The sequence below is a fragment of the Rhodococcus sp. 06-235-1A genome (genome assembly GCF_002258785.1).
Lineage (GTDB): Bacteria > Actinomycetota > Actinomycetes > Mycobacteriales > Mycobacteriaceae > Rhodococcoides.
Map to the genome: position 1 here is coordinate 120,541 of NZ_NOYI01000008.1, position 26,562 is coordinate 147,102.

At 64.7% G+C, this 26,562-nt stretch carries 25 protein-coding genes; 10 read left to right on the plus strand and 15 right to left on the minus strand.

Features of this window, described 5'->3' with window-relative positions; genetic code table 11:
• Positions 1-58 precede the first annotated feature (58 nt).
• The 4 genes from CH275_RS05595 to CH275_RS05605 all read left to right on the plus strand — a co-directional run bounded on the left by CH275_RS05595 (position 59) and on the right by CH275_RS05605 (position 4,791).
• On the plus strand, positions 59-2,413 hold the full coding sequence (locus CH275_RS05595) for a transketolase-like TK C-terminal-containing protein (RefSeq protein ID WP_094676020.1): 2,355 nt from the start codon (positions 59-61) through the stop codon (positions 2,411-2,413).
• Positions 2,414-2,514: 101 nt separating this feature from the next.
• Positions 2,515-2,640: a hypothetical protein gene (locus CH275_RS29855; RefSeq protein ID WP_256990867.1), complete on the plus strand. Its 126-nt coding sequence runs from the start codon at positions 2,515-2,517 to the stop codon at positions 2,638-2,640.
• A gap of 62 nt (positions 2,641-2,702) precedes the next feature.
• Entirely contained in the window at positions 2,703-3,899 is a 1,197-nt protein-coding gene (locus CH275_RS05600) for a lipase family protein (RefSeq protein WP_094676023.1), read from the plus strand.
• Positions 3,900-3,918: 19 nt separating this feature from the next.
• A complete protein-coding gene (locus tag CH275_RS05605) occupies positions 3,919-4,791 on the plus strand; it encodes an alpha/beta fold hydrolase (RefSeq protein ID WP_094676025.1) in 873 nt (290 codons plus the stop codon).
• A gap of 22 nt (positions 4,792-4,813) precedes the next feature.
• Here the strand turns inward: CH275_RS05605 and CH275_RS05610 are convergent, their stop codons facing one another.
• The 6 genes from CH275_RS05610 to CH275_RS05635 all read right to left on the minus strand — a co-directional run bounded on the left by CH275_RS05610 (position 4,814) and on the right by CH275_RS05635 (position 11,643).
• Positions 4,814-6,211: an MFS transporter gene (locus CH275_RS05610; RefSeq protein WP_094676377.1), complete on the minus strand. Its 1,398-nt coding sequence runs from the start codon at positions 6,209-6,211 to the stop codon at positions 4,814-4,816.
• Positions 6,212-6,370: 159 nt separating this feature from the next.
• A complete protein-coding gene (gene eda, locus CH275_RS05615; RefSeq protein ID WP_094676027.1) occupies positions 6,371-7,030 on the minus strand; it encodes a bifunctional 4-hydroxy-2-oxoglutarate aldolase/2-dehydro-3-deoxy-phosphogluconate aldolase in 660 nt (219 codons plus the stop codon).
• A complete protein-coding gene (locus CH275_RS05620; RefSeq protein WP_094676029.1) occupies positions 7,027-8,439 on the minus strand; it encodes a mannitol dehydrogenase family protein in 1,413 nt (470 codons plus the stop codon). Before CH275_RS05620 ends, eda begins: the two co-directional genes overlap by 4 nt.
• Complete coding sequence (locus CH275_RS05625) at positions 8,436-9,386, minus strand: carbohydrate kinase family protein (RefSeq protein ID WP_094676379.1); 951 nt, start codon at positions 9,384-9,386, stop codon at positions 8,436-8,438. Before CH275_RS05625 ends, CH275_RS05620 begins: the two co-directional genes overlap by 4 nt.
• Positions 9,387-9,394: 8 nt before the next feature.
• Entirely contained in the window at positions 9,395-10,600 is a 1,206-nt protein-coding gene (gene manD, locus CH275_RS05630; RefSeq protein WP_094676031.1) for a D-mannonate dehydratase ManD, read from the minus strand.
• Positions 10,597-11,643, minus strand: coding sequence for an alcohol dehydrogenase catalytic domain-containing protein (locus CH275_RS05635; RefSeq protein WP_094676033.1), 1,047 nt, complete (start codon positions 11,641-11,643; stop codon positions 10,597-10,599). Before CH275_RS05635 ends, manD begins: the two co-directional genes overlap by 4 nt.
• A gap of 119 nt (positions 11,644-11,762) precedes the next feature.
• Between CH275_RS05635 and CH275_RS05640 the strand changes: the two genes are divergently transcribed.
• A complete protein-coding gene (locus CH275_RS05640) occupies positions 11,763-12,476 on the plus strand; it encodes a GntR family transcriptional regulator (protein WP_094676035.1) in 714 nt (237 codons plus the stop codon).
• A gap of 20 nt (positions 12,477-12,496) precedes the next feature.
• Here CH275_RS05640 and CH275_RS05645 read toward each other — a convergent pair whose 3' ends face one another.
• A complete protein-coding gene (locus tag CH275_RS05645; RefSeq protein WP_094676037.1) occupies positions 12,497-13,666 on the minus strand; it encodes a thiolase family protein in 1,170 nt (389 codons plus the stop codon).
• A gap of 93 nt (positions 13,667-13,759) precedes the next feature.
• On the opposite strand from CH275_RS05645, the gene CH275_RS05650 reads away from it, so the two are divergent.
• Positions 13,760-14,227 (plus strand): winged helix-turn-helix transcriptional regulator, encoded by a 468-nt coding sequence (locus CH275_RS05650; RefSeq protein WP_094676039.1) that lies wholly within the window; start codon positions 13,760-13,762, stop codon positions 14,225-14,227.
• An 8-nt stretch (positions 14,228-14,235) separates the two neighbouring features.
• Here the strand turns inward: CH275_RS05650 and CH275_RS05655 are convergent, their stop codons facing one another.
• Positions 14,236-14,826, minus strand: a complete 591-nt coding sequence (locus CH275_RS05655; protein WP_094676041.1) for a LysE family translocator — start codon at positions 14,824-14,826, stop codon at positions 14,236-14,238.
• Between the two features lie 52 nt (positions 14,827-14,878).
• Here CH275_RS05655 and CH275_RS05660 point away from each other — a divergent pair, with 52 nt between their 5' ends.
• Together CH275_RS05660 and CH275_RS05665 are read left to right on the plus strand one after the other, a co-directional pair.
• Entirely contained in the window at positions 14,879-15,433 is a 555-nt protein-coding gene (locus tag CH275_RS05660) for a CGNR zinc finger domain-containing protein (RefSeq protein ID WP_094676043.1), read from the plus strand.
• Positions 15,430-15,825 (plus strand): VOC family protein, encoded by a 396-nt coding sequence (locus CH275_RS05665; RefSeq protein WP_094676045.1) that lies wholly within the window; start codon positions 15,430-15,432, stop codon positions 15,823-15,825. The genes CH275_RS05660 and CH275_RS05665 overlap by 4 nt, the downstream gene beginning before the upstream one ends.
• 98 nt (positions 15,826-15,923) lie before the next feature.
• Here the strand turns inward: CH275_RS05665 and CH275_RS05670 are convergent, their stop codons facing one another.
• From CH275_RS05670 to dcd, 7 genes are all read right to left on the minus strand, one after another.
• A complete protein-coding gene (locus CH275_RS05670; RefSeq protein ID WP_094676047.1) occupies positions 15,924-17,039 on the minus strand; it encodes a fused (3R)-hydroxyacyl-ACP dehydratase subunits HadA/HadB in 1,116 nt (371 codons plus the stop codon).
• A gap of 50 nt (positions 17,040-17,089) precedes the next feature.
• Complete coding sequence (locus CH275_RS05675) at positions 17,090-18,055, minus strand: Hsp70 family protein (protein WP_256990868.1); 966 nt, start codon at positions 18,053-18,055, stop codon at positions 17,090-17,092.
• Positions 18,056-18,195: 140 nt separating this feature from the next.
• Entirely contained in the window at positions 18,196-18,483 is a 288-nt protein-coding gene (locus CH275_RS05680; protein ID WP_094676051.1) for an ANTAR domain-containing protein, read from the minus strand.
• A gap of 150 nt (positions 18,484-18,633) precedes the next feature.
• The gene (locus CH275_RS05685; protein WP_094676053.1) at positions 18,634-19,701 is read right to left on the minus strand and encodes a hypothetical protein; all 1,068 of its coding nucleotides are present in this window, start codon (positions 19,699-19,701) and stop codon (positions 18,634-18,636) included.
• 81 nt (positions 19,702-19,782) lie between these two features.
• Positions 19,783-21,225, minus strand: a complete 1,443-nt coding sequence (locus CH275_RS05690) for a CYTH and CHAD domain-containing protein (RefSeq protein WP_094676055.1) — start codon at positions 21,223-21,225, stop codon at positions 19,783-19,785.
• Between the two features lie 54 nt (positions 21,226-21,279).
• Positions 21,280-22,857, minus strand: coding sequence for an Hsp70 family protein (locus CH275_RS05695; RefSeq protein WP_094676057.1), 1,578 nt, complete (start codon positions 22,855-22,857; stop codon positions 21,280-21,282).
• A 106-nt stretch (positions 22,858-22,963) separates the two neighbouring features.
• The gene (gene dcd / locus CH275_RS05700; protein WP_094676059.1) at positions 22,964-23,542 is read right to left on the minus strand and encodes a dCTP deaminase; all 579 of its coding nucleotides are present in this window, start codon (positions 23,540-23,542) and stop codon (positions 22,964-22,966) included.
• Positions 23,543-23,682: 140 nt separating this feature from the next.
• On the opposite strand from dcd, the gene CH275_RS05705 reads away from it, so the two are divergent.
• Together CH275_RS05705 and CH275_RS05710 are read left to right on the plus strand one after the other, a co-directional pair.
• Positions 23,683-24,393 carry a hypothetical protein gene (locus CH275_RS05705; protein ID WP_094676061.1) on the plus strand — a complete coding sequence of 237 codons (711 nt, stop codon included), beginning with the start codon at positions 23,683-23,685 and terminating at the stop codon, positions 24,391-24,393.
• Positions 24,393-26,522: an Rv1355c family protein gene (locus tag CH275_RS05710; RefSeq protein WP_373453682.1), complete on the plus strand. Its 2,130-nt coding sequence runs from the start codon at positions 24,393-24,395 to the stop codon at positions 26,520-26,522. The genes CH275_RS05705 and CH275_RS05710 overlap by 1 nt, the downstream gene beginning before the upstream one ends.
• The last annotated feature ends 40 nt before the right edge of the window (positions 26,523-26,562 follow it).

The following is a 26,562-nucleotide window of genomic DNA, read 5'->3' on the forward strand; positions in this document are numbered from 1 at the left end:
TCCGCTCCATATTTTTCGCGCCTCCGGAACATTCGACGTCGATTCAGGAGCACCTGCAATGACCAGCATCAGTCCCGCCGACCGCCGCTCGCCCACCGGTGCCCAACACGAATTGCACGAGCTCGCCCAGCGAGTGCTGTGGTTGTCGACGTCGATGATTCACCATGCCAACCGAATTCGGCCCAACCCGACCGGGCTCAAGGTCGGCGGCCACCAAGCCTCCTGCGCCTCGCTGGTATCGATCATGACCTCGCTGTGGTTCGAGCAGCTGCAGCCCGGCGACCGCGTGTCGGTCAAGCCGCACGCCTCGCCGGTGCTGCACGCGATCAACTATCTGCTTGGCGAGTTGGACCAGGAGTACCTGACGACACTCCGCGCATACGGCGGTCTGCAGTCCTACCCGTCGCGCTCCAAAGACCCCGACACCGTCGACTACTCCACCGGATCGGTGGGCATCGGTGCCACCGCCCCGATCTGGGGCGCGATGTCCCGACGCTTCGTCGAGGACCGGTTCGGCCCGGAGAAATCCACACCGAAGACGCCCGGTTTCAGCGGACGACAGTACTCACTGGTCGGTGACGCCGAACTCGACGAAGGCGCGGTCTGGGAGGCGATCATCGACCCGGGCATCGCCGAGCTCGGCGAGATCGTCTGGATCGTCGACCTCAATCGGCAGTCGCTCGACCGCGTGGTCCCCAACATCGCGGCGCGTCGCCTCGAGAAGATGTTCGACGCCGCCGGCTGGCAGGTCATCACCGTCAAGTTCGGCCGGCTGCTCGAAGACCTGTTCGCCAAGCCGGGCGGCGACGCATTGCGCACGCGCATCCTGGATATGCCGAACCCGGAATACCAACGCCTGCTGCGCTGCACCGCCGACGAGGTGCGCACCAGACTTCCGGGATCAGGTCCCGACGCCACCGCCATTGCCGACCTGATCGCCGACCTCGACGACACCCTGCTCACCGAGTCGATTCGCAACCTGGGCGGACACGATCTGGATGCATTGCGCGAGGCCTACTCTCGTATCGACGACAACCGCCCCACCGTGATCATCGCGTACACGGTCAAGGGATTCGGCCTGCCGACTCAGGGACATCCGCAGAACCACTCCTCGCTGTTGACCGTCGAGGAATACGCAGAACTCGCACGTACCCTCGGCACCGATCCCGAGGAGCCATGGGGCCGCTTCGACACCGACAGCGGACCCGGACAGCTGTGCGCTGCCACCGCGGAACGGCTACGCCGCGAACCGATTCCGGCGTCGACGCCACCTGCCGTCCCCAACGACATCGGACGCACCCCCAAGGGCACCGCTACCACGCAGGCTGCACTGGGCCGCACGCTGATCGACCTGACTCGTGAGGCACCCGACGCGGCACGTCGTATCGTCACCGTCAGCCCCGACGTCAGTTCGACCACCAACCTCGGTGGGTGGGTCAACAAGGTCGGCGTCTGGTCGTCGTCGGATCGACACGACTGGTTCGGCGACGACGCCGAGACGATCATGCACTGGCGCGAAGGACCGTCGGGGCAGCACATGGAACTCGGTATCGCAGAGACCAACCTGGTCGGCCTGATGGGCGAGCTCGGTGCCACGTGGAGCCGTTGGGGGGAGCCACTGTTCCCGATCGGTGTCATGTACGACCCGTTCGTCGAGCGCGCACTGGAGCCGTGGTCGTACGGCATCTACGCCGGCGGCCAATCGATCCTCGTGGGAACGCCGTCAGGAGTGACGTTGGCCGCGGAAGGCGGTGCGCACCAGTCGATCAAGACGCCCTCCATCGGACTGGAGCAGCCCGGCTGCATCACCTACGAGCCCGCATTCGCCATCGACGTCGAGTGGACGCTGCTCGCCAGTATCGGCCGACTCGGGCGGCCCGACGGCACGTCGGCATACCTGCGCCTGTCGACGCGTCCCGTCGACCAGTCGAAGGCGGACGTTCCCAACGACCCGGCTGCCCGCGAACGCAGGCGCCGTCAGGTCGTTGCAGGCGGTTACCCGTTGGTGCGCCGAGACGGAGCGACGGTGACGATCGCAGCCATGGGAGCGTTGATGACCGAAGCCCTGAACGCCGCCGAGCGGTTGGAGCAGATCGGCGTCATCGCGGACGTTCTGTGCATCACCAGTCCGGGCGAGCTCTACCGTGCACTGCAGGCCAGGCAAGGACACCACGTCGGCGCATCCTGGATTCTCGATCAGTTGCTGCCCGCCGAGCGAGCAACTCCGATGGTGACGGTGCTCGACGGGCATCCACACACCCTCGCTTTCCTCGCCACCGTCAACCGCGTTGCATCGACGTCGTTGGGCGTCAGCAACTTCGGACAGGTGGGATCGCTCGACGAGGTGTACAAGCACCACCGAATCGACACCGATTCGATCGTGAGTGCGGCACTCGACGTGACGGGCACCTAACTGGTCACTCGGCAGAGCTGTTGGGCCGCCGACCGTAGAGTTCGTCGGCTCACCCGACAGCCGACCCTGCGCCGGCCATCGGTCTGTGTTGAGCAGATGACATGGCGACGGCCAGGCCGTCGGGACTGCGGACATTGACCGTCGAACTCGACGGGTGTCGTCGCGTCATTCCCGACGGATACGCGCCGATGCAGGCCTGGGACGAGATTCTGTCCGAATTCCGGTAGGGACGGTGAGGCGCAATCCCAGGCGTCGACCGTTCTCGGCCCGGTTCTGGTAGACACGCGGTGTGCGTTCCTACTCCCGTTCGACGTCCGCTGCCCTCTGCTGCCTCGCGTTGGCCGTGACCGCGGGATGCAGTTCCACGCCGGAGCCCGCTGCCACCGAATCGACGTCTGCACCGGAACCGCAGTACGAGTTGACGGGCGTGCCGGGCACCGTTCTCGATTCCGAGGACTTCGGTGAGCGATCCACGGAACTCTCCGACACCGGCACCACGCTGTACCGCCTGGTCTACGAGTCGACCTCCGGCGTCGACGGTTCCCCCACAGCGGTGTCCGGAGTAGCAGCCGTTCCGGCGGGCAGCCCACCCGAGGGCGGATGGCCCATCGTCGTCTACGGGCACGGCACCACCGGGGTCCAGGCCGGGTGTGGGCCGAGCCTGTCCAGCTACCTCCTCGGCTACCACTACGTGGTGAAGGACTTCGCCGAACTGGGTTATGTCACTGTGCTTCCCGACTACCAGGGCCTGGGCACAAGCGGTGGCACCCATCCGTATCTGGAACCACGGACCGCGGGCTACAACATGATCGACGCGGCCCGCGCAACCCATGCCGCGCTGCCCGATACGTCCACCGAATGGGCAGCTGCCGGACTGTCCCAGGGTGGCCACGCCGCCTGGGCTGCAAACGAACTCGATGCCACCTACGGCCAGGGGATGGAACTCGTCGGATCGGCATCGCTCTCGCCACCGACCGACCTGACTCCCCTGGTTCGGGCCGCTGAGGAGGGGACGTTGACAACGCCGCAGAAGGAGATGCTGCCGTACCTGCTCTACGGCGCAGAGCAGGTAGACCCTTCGATCGATCCGAACGCGTACAGCGGCAGCGTGGCCCAGGACAACAGTGAACTCCTGCTGTCGTGCGACAGTGGAGGTGCCGACGCCAGGAAACAGGCCGTCGAGGCGATGGCACCCGACGAATTCGCCGCCGACTCAGCCGAATCCGAACAGAAGCTGCTGGACGTGATCGGACGCAACACGCTCCCGCAAGTACGTACCGAGGTGCCGATGTACGTGGCCTACGGCGCTCTGGACGACGTGATACTGGCGCAATGGACTGCTGATGGCATTGAAAAGGCTTGCGCTCTCGGCGATTCCGTCGTTGCGGAAGAACAGCCCGAAGCCGGGCACGACGTCAGCGATGAGGCTGCGATTTCGTTCATCTCCGACCGGTTCGCCGGACGACCGGTGACGAGCACGTGCTGACGAGCGAAGGAACGGTTCTGTGACCGAGAGAATCACGACGTACACCCACGACGGACTCGTGTTCGACGTTCTGGACCAGGGACCTCTCGGCGGCCCGGTCGTGCTGCTGCTGCACGGCTTTCCCGAGCGAGCGTCGTCGTGGTCGGCGGTCATGGGGATCCTGAACGACGCCGGATTCCGCACTGTTGCTCCGGACCAGCGCGGATACTCGCCGCGCGCCCGGCCCACACGGCGGCGGGATTATCGCGTCGGCGCACTCGTGGGGGATGTCGTCGCCTTGATCGAGACGATCGGCACCCCGGTCCACCTGGCCGGACACGACTGGGGCGCGAACATCGCATGGGTCACCGCGGGCCGTCGACCCGACCTGGTGTCGTCACTGACAGCATTCTCGGTTCCCCACCCCGGTGCATTCATGACCGGCTTCCTCAGCTCGAAGCAGCTACTGCACTCCTGGTACTTCGCGTTCTTCCAAGTGCCGATACTGCCCGAGAAGTGGATGACTCGGCCCGGCGAGAGAGCCGAAAAGTGGTACAGGGCAAGCGGCATGACCGAAGAGGACCTCGAGCGCACGAAGACCGACATCGTCGACTACGGTGCGCTGCCCTTCGCTGTCACCTGGTATCGCGGACTGCCGTTCTCGAACCCGAGCATCGGTCGTCTGCGCATCACCGTCCCGACGTCGATGGTATGGAGTGACGGCGACACCTTCATCGGCCGCGCTGCCATCGACACCACCCAGAGGTATGTCGATGCGGCGTACACGCTGACAGTGCTACCCGGCATCTCCCATTGGATTCCGACGCAGGCATCGAAAACTGCTGCAGCCGCGATCCTCACCAACGCCGAACTCGCAGTTGTGCAGGACTTCGAGCCCAATTCGTCTGCATAACTGCGAGTTCGACGCGAACCACTCAGGCTGCGTCGTTGAGTCTGACGAGATCGCGGCCCTTGGTTTCCGGTGCGAGGTAGGACGAGACCAGGGTGATCGCGGAGTAGATGACGAGCATCGCCGCGATGGGCCACCAGCTACCCGTCCATGCGGTGAGGCTGGCCGCGAGCAACGGTCCGATCGCGGTGGCGAGGATGCCGCCGATTTCCTTGGCCAGTGCGAGTTGTGTGAAGCGGGTACGCGCACCGAACAGTTCCGCCATCGTCACGCTCTCGAGTGAGAACAGGCCGAGCACACCGAGATTGAGAGCCAGCACCATGGCGACGACGAGGGCTACGGTATTGCCGCTCGTGACCATCAGCATCAGCGGGAAAGCCAGAATCATCGTCAGCGCACTGAGCACCATGTAGATCGGGCGACGACCGAATCGGTCGCCCAGGATGCCGACGATCGGAATGGTGGCGAAGCCGATGAGCGAGCCGTAGACGATCGCACTGGTGGCAATGGAACGATCTATCAGCAGAGTCGACGCGATGTAGCCCACCAGGAATGTCTGGATCAGTCCGGAGTTGCCGGCCTGACCGAAACGCAGACCCAGCGCGATGAAGAACGCGCGCCCCTTCTTCTGCTTGAGGCCGGACTCGAGAACGCTGACCTTCAGTTCCTCGTCGGTCTTCTCGATCTCGTCGCGCGAGAGGGCCACACCGTCGACCACATCGGCACGCTCTTCGAAGACCGGGCTCTCCCTCAGGTTCGAGCGCAACCACACCGCGAAGATCATCAGGAAGAAGCTCGCGAGGAACGGTACTCGCCAGCCCCAGCTGAGCAACTGATCCTCGGACAGCACAGCGAGCAGTAGGGCCCAGATGGCCGACGCAGCAAGGGTTCCGGAGTTGGTGCCCAGGGAGACGAGCGACGCGATGAGGCCTCGACGCCTGTCCGGTGCGTACTCGACCAACATGACCGTGGCACCGGCAATTTCGGCTCCGGCACCGAATCCCTGGATGAGACGAAGTGCGACGAGCAGGATCGGGGCCATGATGCCGATCGCGTCGTAGGTAGGCAGCGCACCGATGAGGGTGGTGGAGGCACCCATCATCGCGATGGTGATGAACAGGACCTTCTTTCGACCGATTCGATCGCCCATCCGGCCGAAGTAGATGGCACCGACCAGACGGGCCACGTAGCCGACGCCGTACGTGGCCATGGCGGCGATCAACCCGATCGCCGGGCTGACGTCGGGGAAGAAGATTCGATTGAAGACGATCGCGGCGGCGAGCGAATACAGCTGGAAGTCCATGAACTCCATTGCTGTACCCAGCCAACCGGACATCGCCGCCTTGGTGAGGTCTTTCGTGCTGCGAGTCGGGACGGCGGTGTTACCGCGATCGTCCGTCGATTCGTTGGTGTCCTGTGACATCCGAAGCTCCATTGCTGGTGATGATCGATGAGTCCATGATGCGAGTTCGCCACGGGCCTACGTGAGACCGGTGCCTCATCGAGGGAGGTTGGTGGCGCTCGCCACAGTGATATACAAGCACTGTTATACCAATCCGTCAATGGCCCTTCGCGAACCGAACTAGGCGCTGGACAGCGCACTCGCAGAGCGGGCCAGTTCCTCGATTGCCGACCAGTCCCCTGCCTGCACGAGCGAGCGCGGCGTGAGCCAACTACCGCCGACGCACACCACGTTCGGCAACGCCAGGTAGGCGGCCGCGTTCTGCGGAGTGATCCCGCCGGTGGGGCAGAACTTCAAGTGCGGCAACGGACCCGCCAGCGCCCCCAGCGCCGATGCACCTCCCGACGACTCGGCCGGGAAGAACTTCATCTCGGTCGATCCGCCCTCGGCAACTGTCATCGCTTCGGTCGCAGTCGACACGCCCGCCAGAAGCGGAACCGGTAGCGCGCGGGCCGCGTCGAGCAGGCCACTCGGGGATCCGGGCGAGACCAGAAATCGCGAGCCGGCATCGACCGATCTCAGTGCGTCCTCGCGGGTCAGCACCGTTCCCGCCCCGATGACTACTTCCGGCACGTTCGCAGCAATTGCCGCGATGGCACCGAGCCCAGCCTCCGAACGCAGCGTCATCTCGATGATGCCGATACCGCCGGCATACAGAGCCCGAGCCAGCGGAACCGCATCCTCGACCCGATCGATGACGACAACCGGTATCACCGGGCTCACGTCCAATACATCACGGGCAGTGAGGTTTTCGGTCAATGCTTCGTGTTCGGAGGTCATACCAGCACTCGTTTCCACTCGCTCAGCGAGCCGGTCCGTAGGAAGTCGGTCCACGCAACGACCTGCGCGCCGAACGCTGAAGTGGGCCCGAGATCGGGCCCGAAGATGGATTCGATATCGAGCAGGTCCGACGCCGACCCGGCACGGGCCAGCTGCGTCGACAACGGATCATCTGGCGCGCGTTCAGCTTTCGCCTCCTCGAGCACGAAAGCGCACCAGGCCCCGACCGCGAGAGCGAGCATATCCGTCGAACCACCGGCGGACATTGCGTCACGCACGGTTCCCAGTAGGCGCGGGCCGAGCTTCTGTGATCCGTCCATCGCCACCTGCCGGGTGGTGTGTTTCAGCGCCGGGTTGGCGAATCGCACACGAACCTCGTCGCCGTACCCGACAGCGTCCATTCCGCCGACCATCGTCGGTGCGACGTCTCGAAGAACCATGGTCCGGCAGATCTCGTCGAGCACCGGATCCCCGACCGCCTCGGCGATGGTGCTGTGCCCACGGAGGATTCCCAGGTACGCCAGCACCGAATGGGTGGCATTGAGCACGCGCAGCTTCATCGTCTCCCAGGGCTCCACGTCCTCGACGAACTGCACGCCGACCCGCTCCCAGGCTGGACGCGGACCTGCGAAATCGTTCTCGATCACCCACTGCCGAAACGGCTCGCACACCACCAGAGCGTCGTCGCGCAGGCCGGTTCTTCGCTCGTTGTCCGCCCTGTCGTCGTCAGTGGTAGCGGGCACGATTCGATCGACCATGCTGCTGGGGAACGTGACTCGACGCGTGATCCATTCGGCCAGGCCGTCGTCGCGGCCACGGGCGGCGACGAAAGCGTGGACCAGCCCGGACAGAATTCGCCCGTTCGACGGCAGGTTGTCGCAGCACAGCACTGTCAGAGGCGAGTCGCCTGCCATACGCCGAGCCAACCCCGCCACCAACTGCCCGGCCACCGTGCGCGGCGGCCTGCCGATCAGATCAGCCACGATCTCCGGATCGTCCAGACGCAGTCGGCCCGAGGCAGGGTCGAGCCGATATCCCTTCTCGGTGACCGTCAGAGTGACGATGTGCGTTGCCGGATCGGCGATGGCCTCGACAACCGCGCCGGGGTCTGCAGCTGCGTTCCGTACCTCGAGCATCGAGCCGACAACGGTGGCCGTGGTCTGCTCGGTTCCCTTCTGTACCAGGGTGAACAACCCGTCCTGCGGGGCGAGCTGCTCCACCACCGTATTGCTTCGCTGAGTGAAACCTGTGATGCCCCAGTTCGTTTCCCCGGTCAACAGTGCGGCCTCGTAGGTGAACGCTGCCTGATGCGCCCGGTGGAACGCTCCGACGCCGAGATGCACGATTCCACTGGAGGTGGGACGGGAGACCGTGGCGGTCGCGTCGGACAACCGTGTGGACGCAGTCATGTCGCTACTCGCTCGGTGCGGTATCGCTCACCGTGGCGGCGGATCTCGTCGAGCGGTGCAATGAGACCGGTGCCGCCGCGTCCGCCGACACTCAGCGATGCCGCTGCTGCAGCCATGACCGCGGCCTCGCGAAGATCGTCGCCGAGAGCGAGACGCGCCGTCAGGGTACCGGCGAACACGTCACCGGCACCGGTCTGATCGATCACCTGGTGAGCAGGAATCACCGGCTGATGGGACCGTCCCTCCGCGGTGAAGATGCTGGACCCATCGGAACCCTGGGTGACCACCACGGAGCGTGCACCCCAGCCCATCAGGGACGCCGCAGCACTCGCCGGATCGTCTGTGCCGAGCAGCAATTCGATCTCACTCGGTGCCGACGGCACCATCACCTCGCAGTAGGGAGCGATGTTCTTCAGGAAGTCGCGCGCCTGATCGGCCGTCGTCAACCTGGGGCGGAAGTTGGGGTCGTAGACGAATCTGCCTGAATGCTGCGCCACGTGCAGCATCGTGCGGGCGAGGGTGGGTGACAGTGCCGCAGCGATCCCGCCGCCCAAGACAGCACCCGCATGCTCGATCACGCCCTCCGGCAGGTCCGCCACGTCGAGCTGGCTGCCAACCGAACCGGCTCGGGCATAGGAGAACTGGCGATTGCCCTCTGGATCGATGTGCAGGAAGTAGACACCCTGCTGGCCGGGGACTCGCCGAATGTACGTGTCGTCGATGCCGAGCTCGCGAATTCGCCGACAGACAGCATCGCCGAGCTCGTCGTCGGATACCTGCGCGACGAGGGCGACCGAAGCACCCGCAGCAGCAGCCGCGGCACCTGCGTTGACGACATCTCCCGATACTCCGAGCACACCGTCTGCTCCGTGCCGAAAGGCCTCGGTGGTCGAGACCTCGACGAGCGGCTCGCCGAGCAGGACTACATCGAACTGCGTTGTGGTCATGTGGCGCTTCACCAATCGTGCATACTGCCGTCGAGACGGCGATTGACGGGCAGGTACTTGGGGTTGTACGGGTACTTCGCGGCCGCCTCTTCGTTCACCTCGACGCCGATGCCCGGCCGGTTTCCCGGATGCATGAAGCCGTCGGTGAAGGTGTAACTCGTCTGGAACACATCGCCCGTCGGGTCGACGTGCCCCATGTACTCCTGCACTCCGAAGTTGGGAATCGACAGATCCACATGCAATGCGGCCGCGAGGGATACGGGCGAAAGATCGCCCGCACCATGCGATCCCGATCGAATACCGTACAGATCGGCCAGCGAGAATATTCTCCGCAGATGGGTGATACCGCCGGCGTGCGAGACCGACGCGCGGATGTAGTCGATCCACCGGTTGGTGATCAGATCCTGGCAGTCCCAGATCGAGTTGAAGATCTCTCCGACGGCAATCGGGGTGGTGGTGTGCTGACGAATGACGGCGAAGGCGCTCTGATCCTCCGCGGGGGTGGGATCTTCGATCCAGAACATGCGCATCTCTTCGAGGTCACGCCCGAGCCGTCCCGCCTCGATCGGACTCAGGCGATGATGCACGTCGTGCAGGAGATGGAAGTCGAACCCGTGACGTTCTCGGACGGCACCGAGCATCTGGGGCGCGAACCGCATGTACGGGGCGGTGTCCCACGAGTCCTCCTGCGGCGCAGCGCCGGATGCGGGTTCGTAGAATCCGTCGACCGGAATTCCGTAGGTCTTCTTCAGACCGGGAATGGCCGACTGGGCACGAATTGCTTTGTAGCCCTTGTCGAGATGCGCTTGGACGTCGTCGAGCATCTCTTCGACGCTGCCGCCGCTGGCGTGCCCGTAGACCATGATGCCGTCCCGTGCAGCACCACCGAGGAGCTGGTAGACCGGCATATCGGCGGCCTTGCCCTTGATGTCCCACAGCGCGACGTCGACCGCTGCGATGGCCGTCATGGTCACCGGACCACGTCGCCAGTAGGCACCCTTGTACAGGTACTGCCAGATGTCTTCGATCCGATGGGGATCGCGTCCGATCAGGAGCGGCGCAATGTGGTCCTTCAGGTACGACTCGACCGCGAGCTCGCGTCCGTTCAGCGTCGCATCACCCCACCCGACGATGCCCTCGTCGGTGGTGATCTTGAGCGTGACGTAGTTGCGCCCCGGAGCCGTCACGATGACGGTGGCGTCGATGATTTTCATTGCGGTCCTCGAGAAGTGGTGTCGATGACGATCTTGAGCTGAGTGGGGTCGGTGAGGGCCGCTTCGAGCGCTGCAGCCGATTCGGCCAACGGGTACGACGATGTGACCAGTGCCGCGAGGTCCACACGCGCCGATCCAGCGAGTGCGATCGCGTCGGCGAATGCCGAAGGGCCATAACGGAAGCACCCGCGGATATCGAGCTCCCAGCGCTGCACTGACCCGATCGGAAACTCGGCGACCGCCCGCCCCGGCACGCCGACGAGCGCCAGAATGCCTGCCGGGCCGAGTGAGCGGGCTGCGTCGGCAATGGCTCCTGGATGACCCGAGCAGTCGAACGCGATGTCGAAAGCGCCCTCGGGCAGTGCGTCCTCACCCGAGCGCAGAGTAGCCGTGGCACCCAGCGCCGCCGCGACCTCGAGCCGCGCGGGTGCGACGTCGGTGATGGTCGTCTCCGATGCGCCCAGGGCGATGACCGTCTGCAGAACCAACAGTCCGATGGGCCCGGCACCGGTGATCGCGATGCGCTTGCCCAACACCGAGCCGACTCGGGCTGCGGCCCACGCTGCAACGGCCAGGGGCTCGATCAGTGCAGCGACGCCGTCGTCGATCGAATCCGGGAGCGGGTGCGCGAATTCGGCTGCGAGAACGACGGATTGCCGAAGCAGTCCGTGATTCGGCGGGGATCCGAAGCAGACGACGCTGGGGCAGACGTTGTAGTGACCGCTCAGGCTCAGCGGCGAGGTGCCGTTCGGAACCGCGGGCTCGATGGCCACTCGCTGGCCGATGCGGTCCTGAGACACGCCCGCGCCGACCTCGGTGACGACCCCGAATCCCTCGTGCCCCAATACGGTGGGCTGGGTCAGCGAGTTGGAGCCGTTGCGGCCGTCTGCGTAGTAGTGCAGGTCCGATCCGCACAGGCTCACGCCGTGCACCTCCACCCTGACCTGGCCGTCGCCGACCTCCATACGGTCGATCTTCTCGATCCGCAAGTCACGTGGACCGTGCAGAACGGCCGCCTCGTCGTTGCCGCTGATCACTGCCATCGCTGTCGAGCCTCCGCCGTAGTGCGTTGAATATCAGTACTACCATACTAGTGGCGGAGGGCACTTCGTCAAGGGTTCGGCACTACGGGTCACCCCGCACCCCGCGTTAGTCTTGACCGGTGAGCACACAGAACAGCAGGAAAGTCACCGCACGAGAGCGGGCGTACCGAGAGTTACGCCTACGCATCGTGTCCTTGACACTCCCCCCGGGTAGCCCGCTGTCGGAGAACGAATTGGCCGAGCAGATGTCCGTGAGTCGCACACCCGTCCGCGAGAGCCTGATCCTGCTGGCCGAGGAAGGGCTCGTGCAGGTCTTTCCGCAACTCGGCACATTCGTCTCGCGCGTCGACACCGAACGTGTTGCCGATGCCCAATTCGTCCGCGAGGCAATCGAAACCGCGTCGCTCAGCGATGCGGTCACGTCTCGCTCGGACGACGACCTCGCGGCGTTGCGCGCCAACTTGGCAGCACAGGCCGAGCCCGGAATCGACATGGATCAGTTCTTCGAGCTGGACGAGCAATTCCATCAACTGCTCCTCGCGGCCGGCGGACACTCCGCTGCATGGCGATCCGTCGAATCCGCCAAGGCTCACCTGGACCGGGCCCGACGACTGGGCCTGCGCGACACCCGTCCGATCCCGGACCTCATCGCGCAACACACCGCAATAGTCGACGGCCTCGAAGCACGAGACTTCGAGGCCGCCGTCCGATCGATGCGCGAGCATCTGCGCGCCGTGTTCGCCGATGTGGAACACATCAAGAGCAAGAGCCCACACCTGTTCTCCAACAGCAACGAGCGTCCGACGCGCAAGGTCGTCTCCAGCTGGGAGTGAGTGCGGCTCCGCCGCAGGCACTACAGGCGTTCGATGATGGTGGCGTTCGAGAGTCCACCCGCCTCGCACATCACCTGCAACCCGAAGCGCTGCTCACGCTCGGCGAGTGCATGGACCATGGTCGTCATGATGCGGGTGCCGCTGCCGCCGAGCGGGTGACCGATGGCGATGGCACCGCCGTTGACGTTCACCTTGTTCAGGTCCGCGCCGGTCTCCTTGGCCCACGCCAACACCACGGATGCGAAGGCCTCGTTCACCTCGAAGAGGTGGATGTCGTCCATGGTCAGCCCGGCTTTGGCGAGCACCTTCTTCGTCGCCGGGATGACTGCGGTGAGCATCATCAGCGGATCGTCGCCGACCACCGCGAAGCTGTGCAGCCTGGCCATCGGAGTCAGGCCGAGCTCGTTCGCCTTCTCGCTGGTGGTGATCATGACTGCCGCGCTACCGTCGTTGACCTGACTTGCGTTGCCCGCGGTGATGTTCCACCCGATCTGCGGAAAGCGGGCAGCCATGGCCTCGTCGTAGTACGCAGGACGTAGACCGGCCAGGGTCTCGAGCGTCGACCCGGTACGGATGCCTTCGTCCCGGTCGAGCCCACGGATAGCGCTGATCTCTCGCTTGAATCGTCCTTCTTCGGTGGCTGCGGCAGCCCTCGCGTGACTCGACAGAGCGAACTCGTCCATCTCGGTGCGGCTGATACCCCACTTCGCCGCGATCAATTCGGCACTGATGCCCTGCGGCACCAGACCTTCCGGATACCTCTCGGTGAAACCGACACCTGCCGGATCCTCGGTTCCGACCAGGTTCGAGCCCATCGGAATACGGCTCATCGACTCCGAACCGGTAGCCACGGCCAGATCGTAGGCACCGGAGATCACGCCCTGCGCGGCGAAATGTATTGCCTGCTGGCTACTTCCACACTGCCGGTCGACGGTGGTTGCGGGTACCGATTCCGGGTAGCCCGCCGCCAGCGCCGCGCGCCGAGTCATGTTCGACGCCTGATCCCCTACCGCGGTGACGACTCCGCCGATGACGTCGTCGATCTGCGTGGGGTCTATTCCACTGCGCTGCACTACTTCCCGGAGACTGTGAGCCATCAGGTCGACTGGATGCTCGGGATGCAACGTGCCGTTCGCTTTGCCCCGTCCGACCGGGGTTCTGACTGCCTCGACGATGACTGCGTCTCTCATGACGGCTCCTTGTCCGATCGATCCGTTCCTATCGGATCGCTGACACCACGGTACGAGCTGGCTATAGTTTTGTAAAGCCAGTAGGATCGTGACATGCCACTCCACATGGACGGCCCACTGTCAGACCTCGACGCCTGGACGGCCGGCGACCGCTGCTCCATCGCACGAGCACTGTCTGTGGTCGGCACCCGATCGACCATGCTGATCCTGCGCGAGGCGTTCTACGGAACCACCCGCTTCGACGACTTCAGCCGACGCGTCGGCATCACCGACGCCAGCAGTGCGGCCCGACTCAAGGAACTGGTCGACGTCGGAATCTTCGTCAAACAGCCCTACCGACCGGACAAGGGCAGAACCCGATACGAATACATCCTGACCAGAATGGGCGAGGATCTGCTGCCCGTCGTACTCGGATTGATGCAGTGGGGCGACCAGTATCTGCAAGAAGACGACGGACCGCTCGACGTCGTGGATTCACAGGGCAAACCCGTGCGAGTGCGCGTCACCGACAACCGCGGTGCCGAAGTGCCGATGAACGAGCTGCGAGTGCGCATCGCCTGATGGCTGGGTCACACCGCCTCGACGGCAAGCGCGACACCGATACCGATGAACAACACCCCGATCACTCGGCTCCAGGACGTCGAGTTCGACGAACCGGCGGCCAGGCGGCCCACCGCCGCGGTAACCGTCGCCCAGAATGCCAATCCGATTGCCACATCGACAATTCCGAGTAGACCGATCTGCAGGGGAAGCGCTCCGTCGGCATCGACGAACTGTGGCAGGAGCGCGACGAAGAACAGAACGGCTTTGGGATTGAGCAGGTTCGTCACCAGACCCATTCGGAACCAGCGCACGTCTGACATCGCGTCGCTCTCCGACGAAGCCTGCCGCAGCGCCGAGATACCCATCCACACCAGGTAAAGGCCCCCGAGGATCTGAAGAATACTCAGCGCGGTCGGTGATCGAGAGATGAGCAGCGACAGCCCCACCACCGCGGCGACCATGTGCACGCACAGTCCGGTCTGCACACCGAGGCCCGCTCGCCACCCCGCGGCGCGGCTGCTCGCCGCCGCTCGTGCCACCACCGCGAAGTCAGGACCGGGTATCGCGTAGGCCAACAGCACCACGCCGAGGAACGGCAACCATCGAATGTCCGTCATCGCATCGACGGTATCTGATGCTTTTCTATACGTAAACCGTTAGAGTCTACGAATGGATTGGAACTGGCTCGGCGACCACTTCGCACTCGACGTGGTCAACACAGTGCAGTTGCAGCGCGGCACCTACGTCGAATTGATCGACTCGGTCGCCGACCTCCAGAAATGGGCCGAACTGCAGGGCGCGCGAGTGCCCGAGGTCATCCCCGACGATGCCGACATCGACACGTTCGAGGTGACGCGCGATCACATGCTGTCGCTACTGCGGGCGGTGGCGTCGAACAGGGATGTTCCGCGGGAGAGCGTCGAACACATCGACAGCATCGCCCGACGCCACCCGGTGACCCGTCGGCTCGATCTCGGCGACGGCGAAAGCGTCGGACATGTTGTGGGAACCGAAGATCCGATCGAATCACTGTGCGCGCGTGGGGCGTCCGCTGCCATCGATCTACTCAACGGGCCGGATCGCGCACGGTTGGCCTTGTGCGACGCTCCGCGATGCGGTCAACTGTTTCTGCAGGATCGGCCCAATCAGCAATGGTGTTGCAGCGCATGCGGAAATCGAGCGCGCGCGGCACGACACCACGCAAAGGAGAAGCGCGGATCATGAACATTTCGGTACGCCAGGTGGTACTCGACTGCACCGACGCCCGCCGACTCGCCGAGTTCTATCGGCAACTCCTGGGATTCGAGTACGTTCCCGGCGACGCCGATCTGATCGACCCCGATTGGCTCGCCATCAACGCACCCGACGGCTCGTGGCGCATCGCGTTTCAGCAGATCGACGCCCTCCCTGCAGCAACGTGGCCGGACGGCGAACACCCACAGATGGCACACCTGGATTTCATGGTGAGCAGCGTGGCCGAACTCGACGAAGAACATTTGCGTGCAATGGAATTGGGCGCGCGACTATTGCGGGATCTGCACGACGACCCGGAGGAACCGATCCGAATCTACGCCGACCCGGCCGGCCACCCCTTCTGCATCTTCGTAGGGGCGTGAACGTCACACATCTACGCCCCTCATCGGAATCCGCACCGCGTGCAGGGGGTGCGGATTCCTGACCGGGGCGTAAATCCCCACACCACTATCGCGTGAACTCAGCCCAATTGCACTGTTGCCGTGGCGCGGTGACCGAAGATTCGCTTGCCCTCGAAGGTCGCACCGATCGAGACGACGGCCGTCCTGGACTCCTCGTCCTTCGACTTGATCTTGCCGCTGAAGACGATTTCGGCAGGCTTGTGAGTGTCCACCGGGATGGGGGTGGTGAAGCGAACGGTGTAATCCTTGACGGCACCCGGATCACCGAGCCACTCGCTGATGAATCCGCCGCCGACGCCCATCGTGAGCATGCCGTGCGCAAGGACGTTGTCGAGATCGATCATCTTGGCGAACTTCTCGTCCCAGTGAATCGGATTCGCATCGCCCGCGACGCCTGCGTAGTTGACGAGATCACCGCGAGTCAGACGCACCGTGCGCGACGGCAACTCGTCTCCGACACTCACCTCGTCGAACTTCTGCGTCGGCTGTCCCCGGTACTCCTCGACGATCAGCGGCTCGTGCTCCTGCGGGGTGGACAGGGTGTCGTGCTCGCTCGCGTTGGCGACTGCTGCGTCCATCGACGCACCGAACATCACCAGGTTGCGGGCCGCATCGGCGATCGCCGGATCGATTTCACCGGACCGCCCGACGAGCAGGGTGGTGTACGTGGTCTGCACCAGTTCGTTCTTCTGGTTGGACACGACGTTCTTGGTGACCATCATGTCTCGACCCATGACCGTCTTGAACGAGTCGAGCGAGACGTCGCACGTCAGCTGATCACCGGAAAGAATCGGCTTCTGGAAGACCAACACCTGGTCGGTCTGCAGAATCTGGCTCAGGTCGTAGCCCTCGGCAATGGACTCGAGGAGCTTCTTCTGTGCGAGTGTGCCGACCAGCGACATGAACGTCAAAGGCGCGACGAGAGCGCTGTGCCCCAGCGCGGCAGCGGCGTCTCCGTCCCAGTGAGCAGGGTGGAAATCCTGGACGGCGCGAGCGTACTCACGGATCTTCTCGCGACCCACCTCGTAGTAGTCCTCGGTGCGGTAGTGATAACCGACCATGCTCCGCGCGTGCTCTGCCGGGTCGAACGCTTCTGCGTCGGCGTCTACCGCACCCGACTCCGCTACCTGCTCTGCCACTGTTGTCCTACCGTCTCGTCCCCTGCTGTTCATCATTACCCGAGCAACCTACCCAACAACCGCGATGGTTGGCCAGGACGGGGCGTTCAAGCAGAACGGTGTCGCGGGGTGTCGTGATAGCCCACCACGCCCACCATCCCGCCCTGCTGAGACAGCCCGTCGACCCGGCCCGGCACCCGAGGGTGCTGTCGGCGCGAATTGACCGCATCGACAGCCATGAGGGCGGCACCGTGGGCGGTGAGGGACTCCGGGTTCGCGGGCGCGATGACCGGCAACATCAGATCTCGGCGAAACAGCCGGCGCAGCGACGGAAGGTTGGCGCAACCGCCGACCATCACCAACGCATGCACGGCACAGGGCGCGTCGACGATGACACTGGCAACCCAATCCTCCAGCGAGCGAATGCTGCGCTCGAGTACATCGTCGAAGGTATTGCGCCACAATCGAACCGGGCCACCCACGAACGGCCCGACAACCTCGGCCACCCGCAACCTGGACAGTTGCTCCCGCGCCGTACGAATCGCGACCAGCAGGTCCGCTCGCGCGCGATCGGACGCCAACTCGTCCGCGCCGTACGTCGAGAGCAGGTAGCGCGAAATCTGCTCGTCACAGCCGATGCCACCGAACAACGTGGTGCGCACCGAGCTGAACACCGTGCCGGTGACCGGGTCTGCGATGGACACCGTGGTACCGGACGCCCCGACGTCACAGACTGCGACGGTGCGAGCGCCTTCCAGCTGTCCCGTACCTCGCAGGTACCGCAACTGCGCACCGAGTTCCGACGCAACCAGCAGACGGTCCGCCTCGTACGTCGAGTAAGCCGACGTTCTGCCGCGGGCACCGGGATCGTCGGGCACAGCCAACACGATGTCGGCTCTGCCGACCATCTGATCGCTCGACATGGAGTCCAGCAGATCGAGGGCCACCTGAAGGTGGTCGCCTGGGTCGAACGAGTGGACGATGTGGGCCGACCGCACCGATTCGTCGATCGCATCGACTGCGACCCCTCGGGCAGTGGCAGAACCCACCGAGACACCAAGGACTGTTCTCATGTTCCCTCGACTCGATTAGCTACTCCGACCAGCCGATAGTAGCTCTCGAACCGCCAGATGGACACAAAATGGGTGATTTGAATGTACTCGAGGTTTGTTTTGGGGTATTCGACAAGCGCACGGTCGCTTGTTGCAAGAGTTCAGGCGACGTGATCGAAGGGGTCGCGGCGGTCGGCCAGCAAGGGTCCCCAGTCTTCTCGAGCCGACATCATGGCCACACCGGCGACACCGTTGGCCGAGTCCATACCGCGGGCAGCGGCCACGATGGAACGAGCCGACTGCACCAGAGACACATCGAAACGGAAGCTGTGCGCCGCCAACTCCGCGAACGCGTCATCGGGACTACAGCCACGTAGCGCGATGAGAACTCCCACTGCCCTGTCGATGGTCGTGCGGGTCACCACGTCTGATGCGGGGTTGTCGGTCATCGATTACTCACCGTCTACTGGTCGATCACTCGATGGTAGCGAGGCTCGAGCAGAAGTTCAGGTGTCGGAGTCGAATTCACACGCCCGTCATACGGAGGACTTGTCCGAGTATCAAAAACGCTCGCTCACAATGGAATCGACGAATCGAGGTCACTCGACCGGACTCTCCGCCGGTTCTGTGTTCGTAGTCGGGTCGGTGGTGGTGGGGTCCGTCGACGTGGGATCGGGTGTGGCGGGATCGGTGGTCACCGGAACTTCGGTGGTCGGCTCCGGATCCGTCGTCGGAGTCTCGGGTTCAGGTTCTGGTATTGGATCGACAGTCGACGTTTCGCCTGCGTCGCTGTCGCCGTCGGAACCGTCACCGGCCGAGGATCCTCCACCGGTGACCCCACCCTGTCTTCCGCCACTCGAATTACCACCGGTCGTCAACGCCCCGCCCGTAGGAGTGATGACCGGACCCGTCGGCAGCACTTCGCTCCAGGTCACGACCGGTGCCGGCCCGTACACGGGCACCTCGAGGAGCGCCGCCGCGACCGGCGGAACAGCCGACGGGCTCGACACCGCACCAGCGGAATCGGCGACCACCACCACCGGCGACGACCCGGTCGCACCGTCACCGCTCGACGGCCTCTCGGCGACGTCGATGGTCTCGACCACGCCGTTCTGCGCAGGACCGGCCGCCGCAAGGGCCCAGACCGTGGCTCCGCTGAGCGCGCCGAGAATCGCAACTCCCAACCCGATCATCGTCAGTCGCGCGCTGCGCGGGGTGTCGGACGCATCTCCTTCGAAACGTCTGCCGCCACCCTCGCCCACCGCGAAGCCGTCGCCCACGGTCTCGCCGATCGACGCGGCGGGGCTGTTCGCGGTGCCGAACAGTGCCGCTGCGATTCCCCACGGAACCTCGGCGTCCAATCGCGGATCTCCGACATCCACCACCCCGACGCCGCGAACATCGTGCGCAGCCAAGGCGGCACGGACGATCCCGCAGAGTGCGATGCTGTCGCAGACCACCGCGGAGCCGACGATGTGCAGATCGTTCTGGGCCGCCTGCACCCTCATGATTCCGAGCATCGTGGTGACGGCGTCACCGACACCACCGGGAGCCGCGGCAACAGAAACAGCGCGCGTGGAGACCGGCCCGAGTTCGGGCAGATCAGCCTCGACCAGCACGGCCGACACTTCTTCGACACCGACGTGTACGCCGAGCGCTATGGACATGGCTGTCGACTCCCCCGAATCCGATTCGGGCTCAGGGTACCCTTTCGGGCCCGAATCGGGGAAACAAACCGTTTTCGAGGATCAGAGCTCCAACGCGCTCGCCTCTTCTCGGGCCGACTCGGCAGCCCGCCGCTCGCGCTCGAAGAGCAGACCGAAGGTGAATCCGTTCTCCCCCGGAGTCGTTCCCGCCCGCGCACCCATGGTCCGCAGAATCTCCGCCGCAATCACCGCGTCCTGATGCTCGCCCAGTACTTCCTGAATCGTCTTGAACCGCTTGATGTTCGCCTTCGACACCTTCTTGTCGACCAACGGGGCGACCAACTCGGCCGCATATCGCGCTCGCTTGGACGCCTTGCGAGCGCGATGCAAAGCCTCGTCGTCGGTGCCACGTACCGCACTCTTCGCGCGATCGACCGCCTTCTTCCCCGCCTTTCGGGCAAGCTTCACCAGCAGACCGTCACTGACCTCACCGTCGATCGGAAGCCCACGCGACCATCCCGACAACGTCGTCAGCAGCGCGCGGTAGCGGTCGCCGTCGAGTTCGGCCATCGCGACCTCGCGATACCGAAGCTGCTCGGCCAGCAAGTCGTTCTCGATACGCGAGGCGACCGGGCCCAGAACCAGTTCCGGTGGCAGTTCGCGCAGCGCTGCCGCGAACCGAGCGCGCTGTACCTGGCGGTCCCGCACTTCACCGAGAAGGCTTGCGTACCAAGACAGCTCGGCTTCGAGGTGAGCTGCGGGCTCGTCCTCGAACAGGCTCCCGAACACCCGAAGAGTACTCCGGTAGCGGCGGATGGCCACCCTGGTGGAATGAATCGGGTCCAACCCGCGGCGCAGGTACACATCACCCGCGACGATCGCCTGCACCTGTTCGTCGAGGTAGTCGGCGAGCAGCCGAAGCCCGGTATCGGCCGGCAACTCGCGCACCACGGACAACGCCCGATCCAACTTCGACGGATGCGCCGACGGCCGAGCCCCGGCAGCGCGCAACACCTTTCCGGCCTTCTTCAAAAAGGACTCGGAGCCGACGGGCCCGAGTTCGACCTCCACCTCCCGCCACCGCGGACCGGTCGCACCGCCTACCAACAGGACCGACACCTCGTCGTCGGCGATCTCCGCGACCACGACCCCGTGGACGTCGGACACGGTGTGCACGGTCCGACGCGTCGTCAGGGTCGCGACCGCGAGCAACTCACCGCCCATCACCGCGCCACGAAGAACGTCGGTCAACTCCTCCGGCACCGCGTTCTCGACAACACTTCCGAGAGGAAGTCGAATCTCCGTCCGCGCCTTCTCCGCCGGAACCTTCGCGTGCCAACCGTTGTCGGAATCTCCCGTGCGCCGCCGCACGGTGATTCCCCGTCGCAACAGATCGTGCCCGGCGGTGTCGAAGTACTCGCTGATCAGGTTTGTCTCACTGTGCGACAACGCGCCGTCGACGGGCACCAGCGAAGTGAGAGTGGGCAACTCGAAATCTGCCTCGACATCGAACTTGTCTTCGCGCTCGGTCTCAATCGACTCCATACGCCCATCCTGCCTCGAGTACCCGGGCCGACGATGCCGGAAGTCGTATACCCGTCAGCGCCGCGGCAGGTCCAGGTTCGGAAACGGAATTTCGAAGGTTCGGGGCGAGCGGGTGGTGGTCGTCGAACGCGGCGTCGTGGTGGTCGCCGGGGCGCGCGTGGTGGTCGCCGGGGCACGCGTGGTCGTGGGTGGCACCACCGTGGTCGGCACCACCGTGGGTGGCACCACCGTCGTGGGCACCACCGTGGTTGTCCGGTCGGGAGTCGACCTGTCGGGAGCGGCCGCGTCCTCGGTACCCGAAGGCGAGACTGTCCGCCGCGACGTCGTGGAGCTCGCCGCGTCGATCGTGGTCGGTGCTTCCGACGAGGACGATGGGGCGCTCGACCCTGTCGTGGTCGGAAGCGGCAGAGAAGACTGTTCGAGATCGGCGGGTGAACCGTCCGCGGCAGGCACCACGGACTGGGAACGGGTGGTCTCCGAGGCGTCCTGTGAGCTACCCACCGACGATGCCGGCTCGTCGCCACCGGTGCGAGCCGCGGCAGCAACGACAGTTCCGGCCGCGCACACTGCAACCAGAGCGGCGAGGGCGCCGCCGAGATGCCGGGACTTGTTGACTCTGGTCATCCGGCGGGCGGAGGTGTCGCTGTGTCGCGGGCGCTTGGACGCCACCTCGCGTACTGCGGGACCGCTCCCGACAGCCGCGAACTGCTCGGTGATCGCGTCGGGCGTCGCGGGGACCGGCCGGACACCCACCGTTCGAGCAATCCCTGCGGCACCGCGCGCAGCCAACAGTTCCGGCTGCTCGGGCACGTAGACCGGTGCCGAGACCGCGTCGAACAGGACCTGCCGAACGATCTGCATGTTGGCACCACCGCCCACGGCAACGACGGCGTCGACGTGGATTCCCTGTGCCCGGACGGCGTCCAGCACATCGACTGCCATCGAGACGGCCCGGTGCACCGAATCGCCGATGAGCTCGTCCAGATTGCCGCGCCACAATGTTGCGCGGCCCCCGACGAACGGTCCAAGGACGGTCGCGCTGCGGAGCGCGGAAAGGTCGTGTTTTCCTGCTCGGACGTCGTCCACCAGCCGGCGGCGAGCGTCGACCGTCAGCGCCTCCGCCGCCCCGAACATGGAGATGACGTGGTCGCACAGCATCTGGTCGCACACGTCACCGCTCAGTTCTTCGGTGCGCCGCGCCGCGAGAACTCGGCCACTGTCGACATCCACGACCGACATCGACGTACCGGACGCTCCGACGTCGAACAGCGCGACGCAGGCTTCGCCCGCCAACACTCCTGTCTCCCGAAGCGCACCCACTTGGGCACCGAGTTCCGAGACGAGCACCACGCCGTCGGAGAAGTCCTGGTCGTATGCCGTCTTCGGATCGCTTTCGCGCAGGGCGAGCACCGGGTAGAAGTCTGCGGACGCGTACTCGTTCGCCAGGTTGTGCACCGAGGTGACGACGGCGTCCCAGGGATCGGGGGCAAGGCCGTTCGGTGCCGGCCGGGATGCCACCGGCTCGTGCACTTCCACGATCGGACCGGGGCGAGCATTGTCGCTGACCACAGTGCGGACACCACTCGAGCCCAACGACGCCCCGAGTACGGACGCACCGGAAACCGCGGACACTAGAAACCTCGCTCTGGTAGGCCCCAACCCACGTTCGGTCACCAGAGTACCGCAACAACCGTCCACTCGTCAGGTTTCGGTGGGCGGAAACAGACTGGAAGATCGGTCAGTCGACGTCGGAACGAACGAAGTTCAGGTACGCCTTGGACGGGGTGGGACCACGCTGACCCTGATACTTCGACCCGACCGCGGCGCTGCCGTAGGGGTTCTCGGCCGGCGACGACAGCCGGAACAGACACAACTGGCCGATCTTCATACCCGGCCACAGGGTGATCGGCAGGTTGGCGACGTTGGACAGCTCCAGCGTTATGTGGCCGCTGAAGCCCGGATCGATGAAGCCCGCCGTCGAGTGGGTGAGTAGACCCAGCCGTCCCAGTGAGCTCTTTCCTTCCAGCCGTCCCGCCAGGTAATCCGGGAGCGTCGTCAATTCCAGCGTCGAGCCGAGCACGAATTCTCCGGGATGCAGAACGAAGGGCTCGCCCGCCTCGGGCTCGACCAGAGACGTCAGCTCGTCCTGCTGCAACGCCGGATCGATGTGCGTGTAGCGAGTGTTGTTGAACACACGAAAGAGCTTGTCGAGTCGCACGTCGACGCTCGACGGCTGGACCATCGACGGGTCGAACGGTTCGATCGCCAGGTTGCCCAGGGTCACTTCGGCACGGATGTCACGGTCGGAGAGCAGCACCTCTGCAGGCTACTGGTCGGAGCCCGACTCCCGCGACACACCCGAGTCCCGGTCAGGGCGAGTAGCTCGGCGAAAGAAAAGTCGGACAATCGAGCGGCATCACCTTTCACATTCGGGCAACTCCTATCAGGAAGAGTGAAATGACAATTCCATTCGACGTTCCGTCGTACCAGGACGATCGAGCCCAATGCCGAATCGTTGCCACGACACCGGAAAAGAATCCGGCGCTGTGGGAACAATTCCTCGACGGCGCACAGAAGAGTTATATGCGACACGGTGTCACCAGAGCGCTGGAAATGTCGACCATTCGGAACGGCAGCACGACAGCCCTTTTCTTCGCGGCACTCGACCGCTCCGGGACATTGGTCGGTGGAGTCCGCGTGCAGGGCCCGTATTCCTCGGTCGATCAATCACATGCACTTGTCGAATTCGCCGAGTATCCGGACGGACGGCGCCGCATTCACGCGATGCTCGACGATCGCATCGGGCACGGAGTCGTCGAACTCAAATCGGCATGGGTCGCTCAGGACGCACCCCGCGGCCGCGCCGTCACGGCGATGATCGCGGAAGCGCCTGCCTACAGCACTGCGCTGCTCGGCGCGCGGTACGCACTGGCCACCGCGGCCTCTCACGTCCGGGCCGCGTGGCTCGGCACCGGCGCGATCATCGCCACCAGAATCGCCCCCATTCCCTATCCCGACGCGCGGTACGAAACAGAGGTGTTCTGGTGGGACAGAAAGACTCTCGCATTCGACGCCGAACTCGCTACCTGGCGGCGGATGCGTCGCAACACAGCCACCCTCCTCGCACACCGTCGACCGGCCGTCGAACTCCCGGAAGCAGTCGCATGATGAACGATCGAGCCGAAGCCGACGACTGCTGGAAGCCTGTGATATTCGACGAGACGGACGCCACACAGCGCGACGCACTCGACCGACTCAGGCAGGATGCGACCCTGACATTCCTGGACGAGCGCGAGACGCAGAGAAATGGCCTGCGGGCTCTGCTGCCCAGCCCTGAGCAGAGCTTGCTGGACGAGAGCGACAGGTGGGTCTTCTTTCCGTGGAGGAAAACCGTTGTCGCCGTCCTCGGTCCGCACTCGTATCGACACCTGAGGCTGGACAGAAACCGAAACAAGATAACCCTTGCAGAACAGAATTCATTGGGAGATCTCACGATAGGAATCATCGGCCTGAGCGTCGGGCACGCCATTGCCCACACTCTGGCACTCGAAGGAATCTGTGGGACGCTGCGGCTCGCCGATTTCGACGAGATAGAACTGTCCAACCTCAACAGAATCCCGGCATCGATCCTCGATCTCGGCATCAACAAAGCGGTCGTCGCAGCGAGACGCATTGCCGAAATCGACCCGTATATCCGAGTCGACATCGTCGAGGACGGCATCACCGAGGACACCATCGACGGGTTCTTCGACGGACTCGATCTGCTCGTCGAGGAGTGCGACTCACTGGACGTCAAGGTCCTGGCCCGCGAGGCCGCCAGGTCGCGGCGCATCCCGGTACTCATGGAGACGTCCGACCGCGGGCTGCTCGATGTCGAACGCTTCGACCTCGACCCCGAGCGCCCGGTGTTCCACGGCGTCCTCGGGGAGATCGACTCGACGAGCCTGCGGGGGCTCGGCACCCGAGACAAGATTCCGATCGTGCTCGATCAATTGGATGCCTCCCTGCTCTCGTCCCGCATGGCCGCCTCGATGGTGGAGGTGAGCGAAACGATCGAGACGTGGCCGCAGTTGGGCGGCGACGTCCAACTCGGCGGTGCCACCATCGCCGCCGCTGTTCGACGCTTCGGCACCGGAGCACCTCTGCCGTCCGGGAGAATTCGTATCGATCTCGACACCCACCTCGATGCGCTCTCGCCGCCGACCCCGACGCGCAGGACAGAACAGCCCTCGGTCGCTACCGCCGTCGGTACCGATCCCAGCTCAGCCGATCCCGACGCGCTGATACTCGACGCCGCCCGCCGGGCACCGTCCGGTGGCAACAGTCAGCCGTGGACGCTCGCACGAGAAGGAAACATCGTGCGAATCGGGGTGGACCGATCGCGAACCTCGGCTCTGGACATAGCCTTCCGCGGCAGCTACGTGGCCGTGGGTGCCGCGGGCTTCAATGCGCGGGTGGCAGCCACGGCACAGGGCCGGTACGAGGGCACCGCACTCACCGACCATGGAGTCGAGATCACTGTGCGTGACGGCACTCCCCAACCGATCACCGACCGACATCTGCTCGACGGCGTTCTCGGCCGCTGCACCAACCGGGAGCCGGGCACCGCCGAGCCCCTCGACGCGGATATCGCGGACGACGTCGTCGCTGCGGCGGCGGCAGAAGGCGCGCGGGCAGTGCTGTTGACCGCGCGCGAGTCCATCGAGGCTGCCGCCGAGATCCTCGCCGACGCCGACCGCATCCGATATCTGACATCGCATCTGCACCGCGAGATGTTCTCCGAACTGCGCTGGCCGGGAGATCTCGATCCGGACCGGGGAATCGAGGTATCCAGCCTGGGAATCGACGGCGCGGACCTGTCCAAGCTCGAGATCGTCAAGCGACCCGACGTCATGGCGCTCGTCGATGCCTGGGACGCCGGGGCGGCGCTGGGTACCGCCATGCGCGATCGGGTGCTGTCGTGCTCGGCGCTCGTGGCGGTCGTCGTACCCGGATCCACCGCAGAGGATTACATCCAGGGAGGATGTGCAACGGAGAACGTATGGGTAACTGCGCATTTGCACGGGTTGGCAGTACAACCGGTTTCTCCCGCATTTCTGTACGCACGCACTCCGGATGAGCATCGGCAGCTGTCGATTCGGCACGCAGAACCGTTGCAGCACTTGAATTCGAGGTTTCGCTCGCTCCTGGCACTGGACAACACCGAATCGGTAGCGCTGGTGTTGCGGCTCGGCTTCGCCCCGAAAATCGGCACATACAGTCGCAGACTGCCTGTTTCAGCACTCGGATCGGGGTAGAGTCCGCCCAAGACCAGGGGGAACAGTCCTGCACTGCGTC

Coding starts and splice junctions, on each gene's coding strand:
- CH275_RS05595 (WP_094676020.1), top strand. CDS start 59: ATGACCAGCATCAGTCCCGCCGACCGCCGCTCGCCCACCGGTGCCCAA.
- CH275_RS29855 (WP_256990867.1), top strand. CDS start 2,515: ATGGCGACGGCCAGGCCGTCGGGACTGCGGACATTGACCGTCGAACTC.
- CH275_RS05610 (WP_094676377.1), bottom strand. CDS start 6,211: ATGTCACAGGACACCAACGAATCGACGGACGATCGCGGTAACACCGCC.
- eda (WP_094676027.1), bottom strand. CDS start 7,030: ATGACCTCCGAACACGAAGCATTGACCGAAAACCTCACTGCCCGTGAT.
- CH275_RS05620 (WP_094676029.1), bottom strand. CDS start 8,439: ATGACTGCGTCCACACGGTTGTCCGACGCGACCGCCACGGTCTCCCGT.
- CH275_RS05625 (WP_094676379.1), bottom strand. CDS start 9,386: ATGACCACAACGCAGTTCGATGTAGTCCTGCTCGGCGAGCCGCTCGTC.
- manD (WP_094676031.1), bottom strand. CDS start 10,600: ATGAAAATCATCGACGCCACCGTCATCGTGACGGCTCCGGGGCGCAAC.
- CH275_RS05635 (WP_094676033.1), bottom strand. CDS start 11,643: ATGGCAGTGATCAGCGGCAACGACGAGGCGGCCGTTCTGCACGGTCCA.
- CH275_RS05645 (WP_094676037.1), bottom strand. CDS start 13,666: ATGAGAGACGCAGTCATCGTCGAGGCAGTCAGAACCCCGGTCGGACGG.
- CH275_RS05650 (WP_094676039.1), top strand. CDS start 13,760: ATGCCACTCCACATGGACGGCCCACTGTCAGACCTCGACGCCTGGACG.
- CH275_RS05655 (WP_094676041.1), bottom strand. CDS start 14,826: ATGACGGACATTCGATGGTTGCCGTTCCTCGGCGTGGTGCTGTTGGCC.
- CH275_RS05660 (WP_094676043.1), top strand. CDS start 14,879: ATGGATTGGAACTGGCTCGGCGACCACTTCGCACTCGACGTGGTCAAC.
- CH275_RS05665 (WP_094676045.1), top strand. CDS start 15,430: ATGAACATTTCGGTACGCCAGGTGGTACTCGACTGCACCGACGCCCGC.
- CH275_RS05670 (WP_094676047.1), bottom strand. CDS start 17,039: ATGATGAACAGCAGGGGACGAGACGGTAGGACAACAGTGGCAGAGCAG.
- CH275_RS05675 (WP_256990868.1), bottom strand. CDS start 18,055: ATGAGAACAGTCCTTGGTGTCTCGGTGGGTTCTGCCACTGCCCGAGGG.
- CH275_RS05680 (WP_094676051.1), bottom strand. CDS start 18,483: ATGACCGACAACCCCGCATCAGACGTGGTGACCCGCACGACCATCGAC.
- CH275_RS05685 (WP_094676053.1), bottom strand. CDS start 19,701: ATGTCCATAGCGCTCGGCGTACACGTCGGTGTCGAAGAAGTGTCGGCC.
- CH275_RS05690 (WP_094676055.1), bottom strand. CDS start 21,225: ATGGAGTCGATTGAGACCGAGCGCGAAGACAAGTTCGATGTCGAGGCA.
- CH275_RS05705 (WP_094676061.1), top strand. CDS start 23,683: ATGACAATTCCATTCGACGTTCCGTCGTACCAGGACGATCGAGCCCAA.
- CH275_RS05710 (WP_373453682.1), top strand. CDS start 24,393: ATGAACGATCGAGCCGAAGCCGACGACTGCTGGAAGCCTGTGATATTC.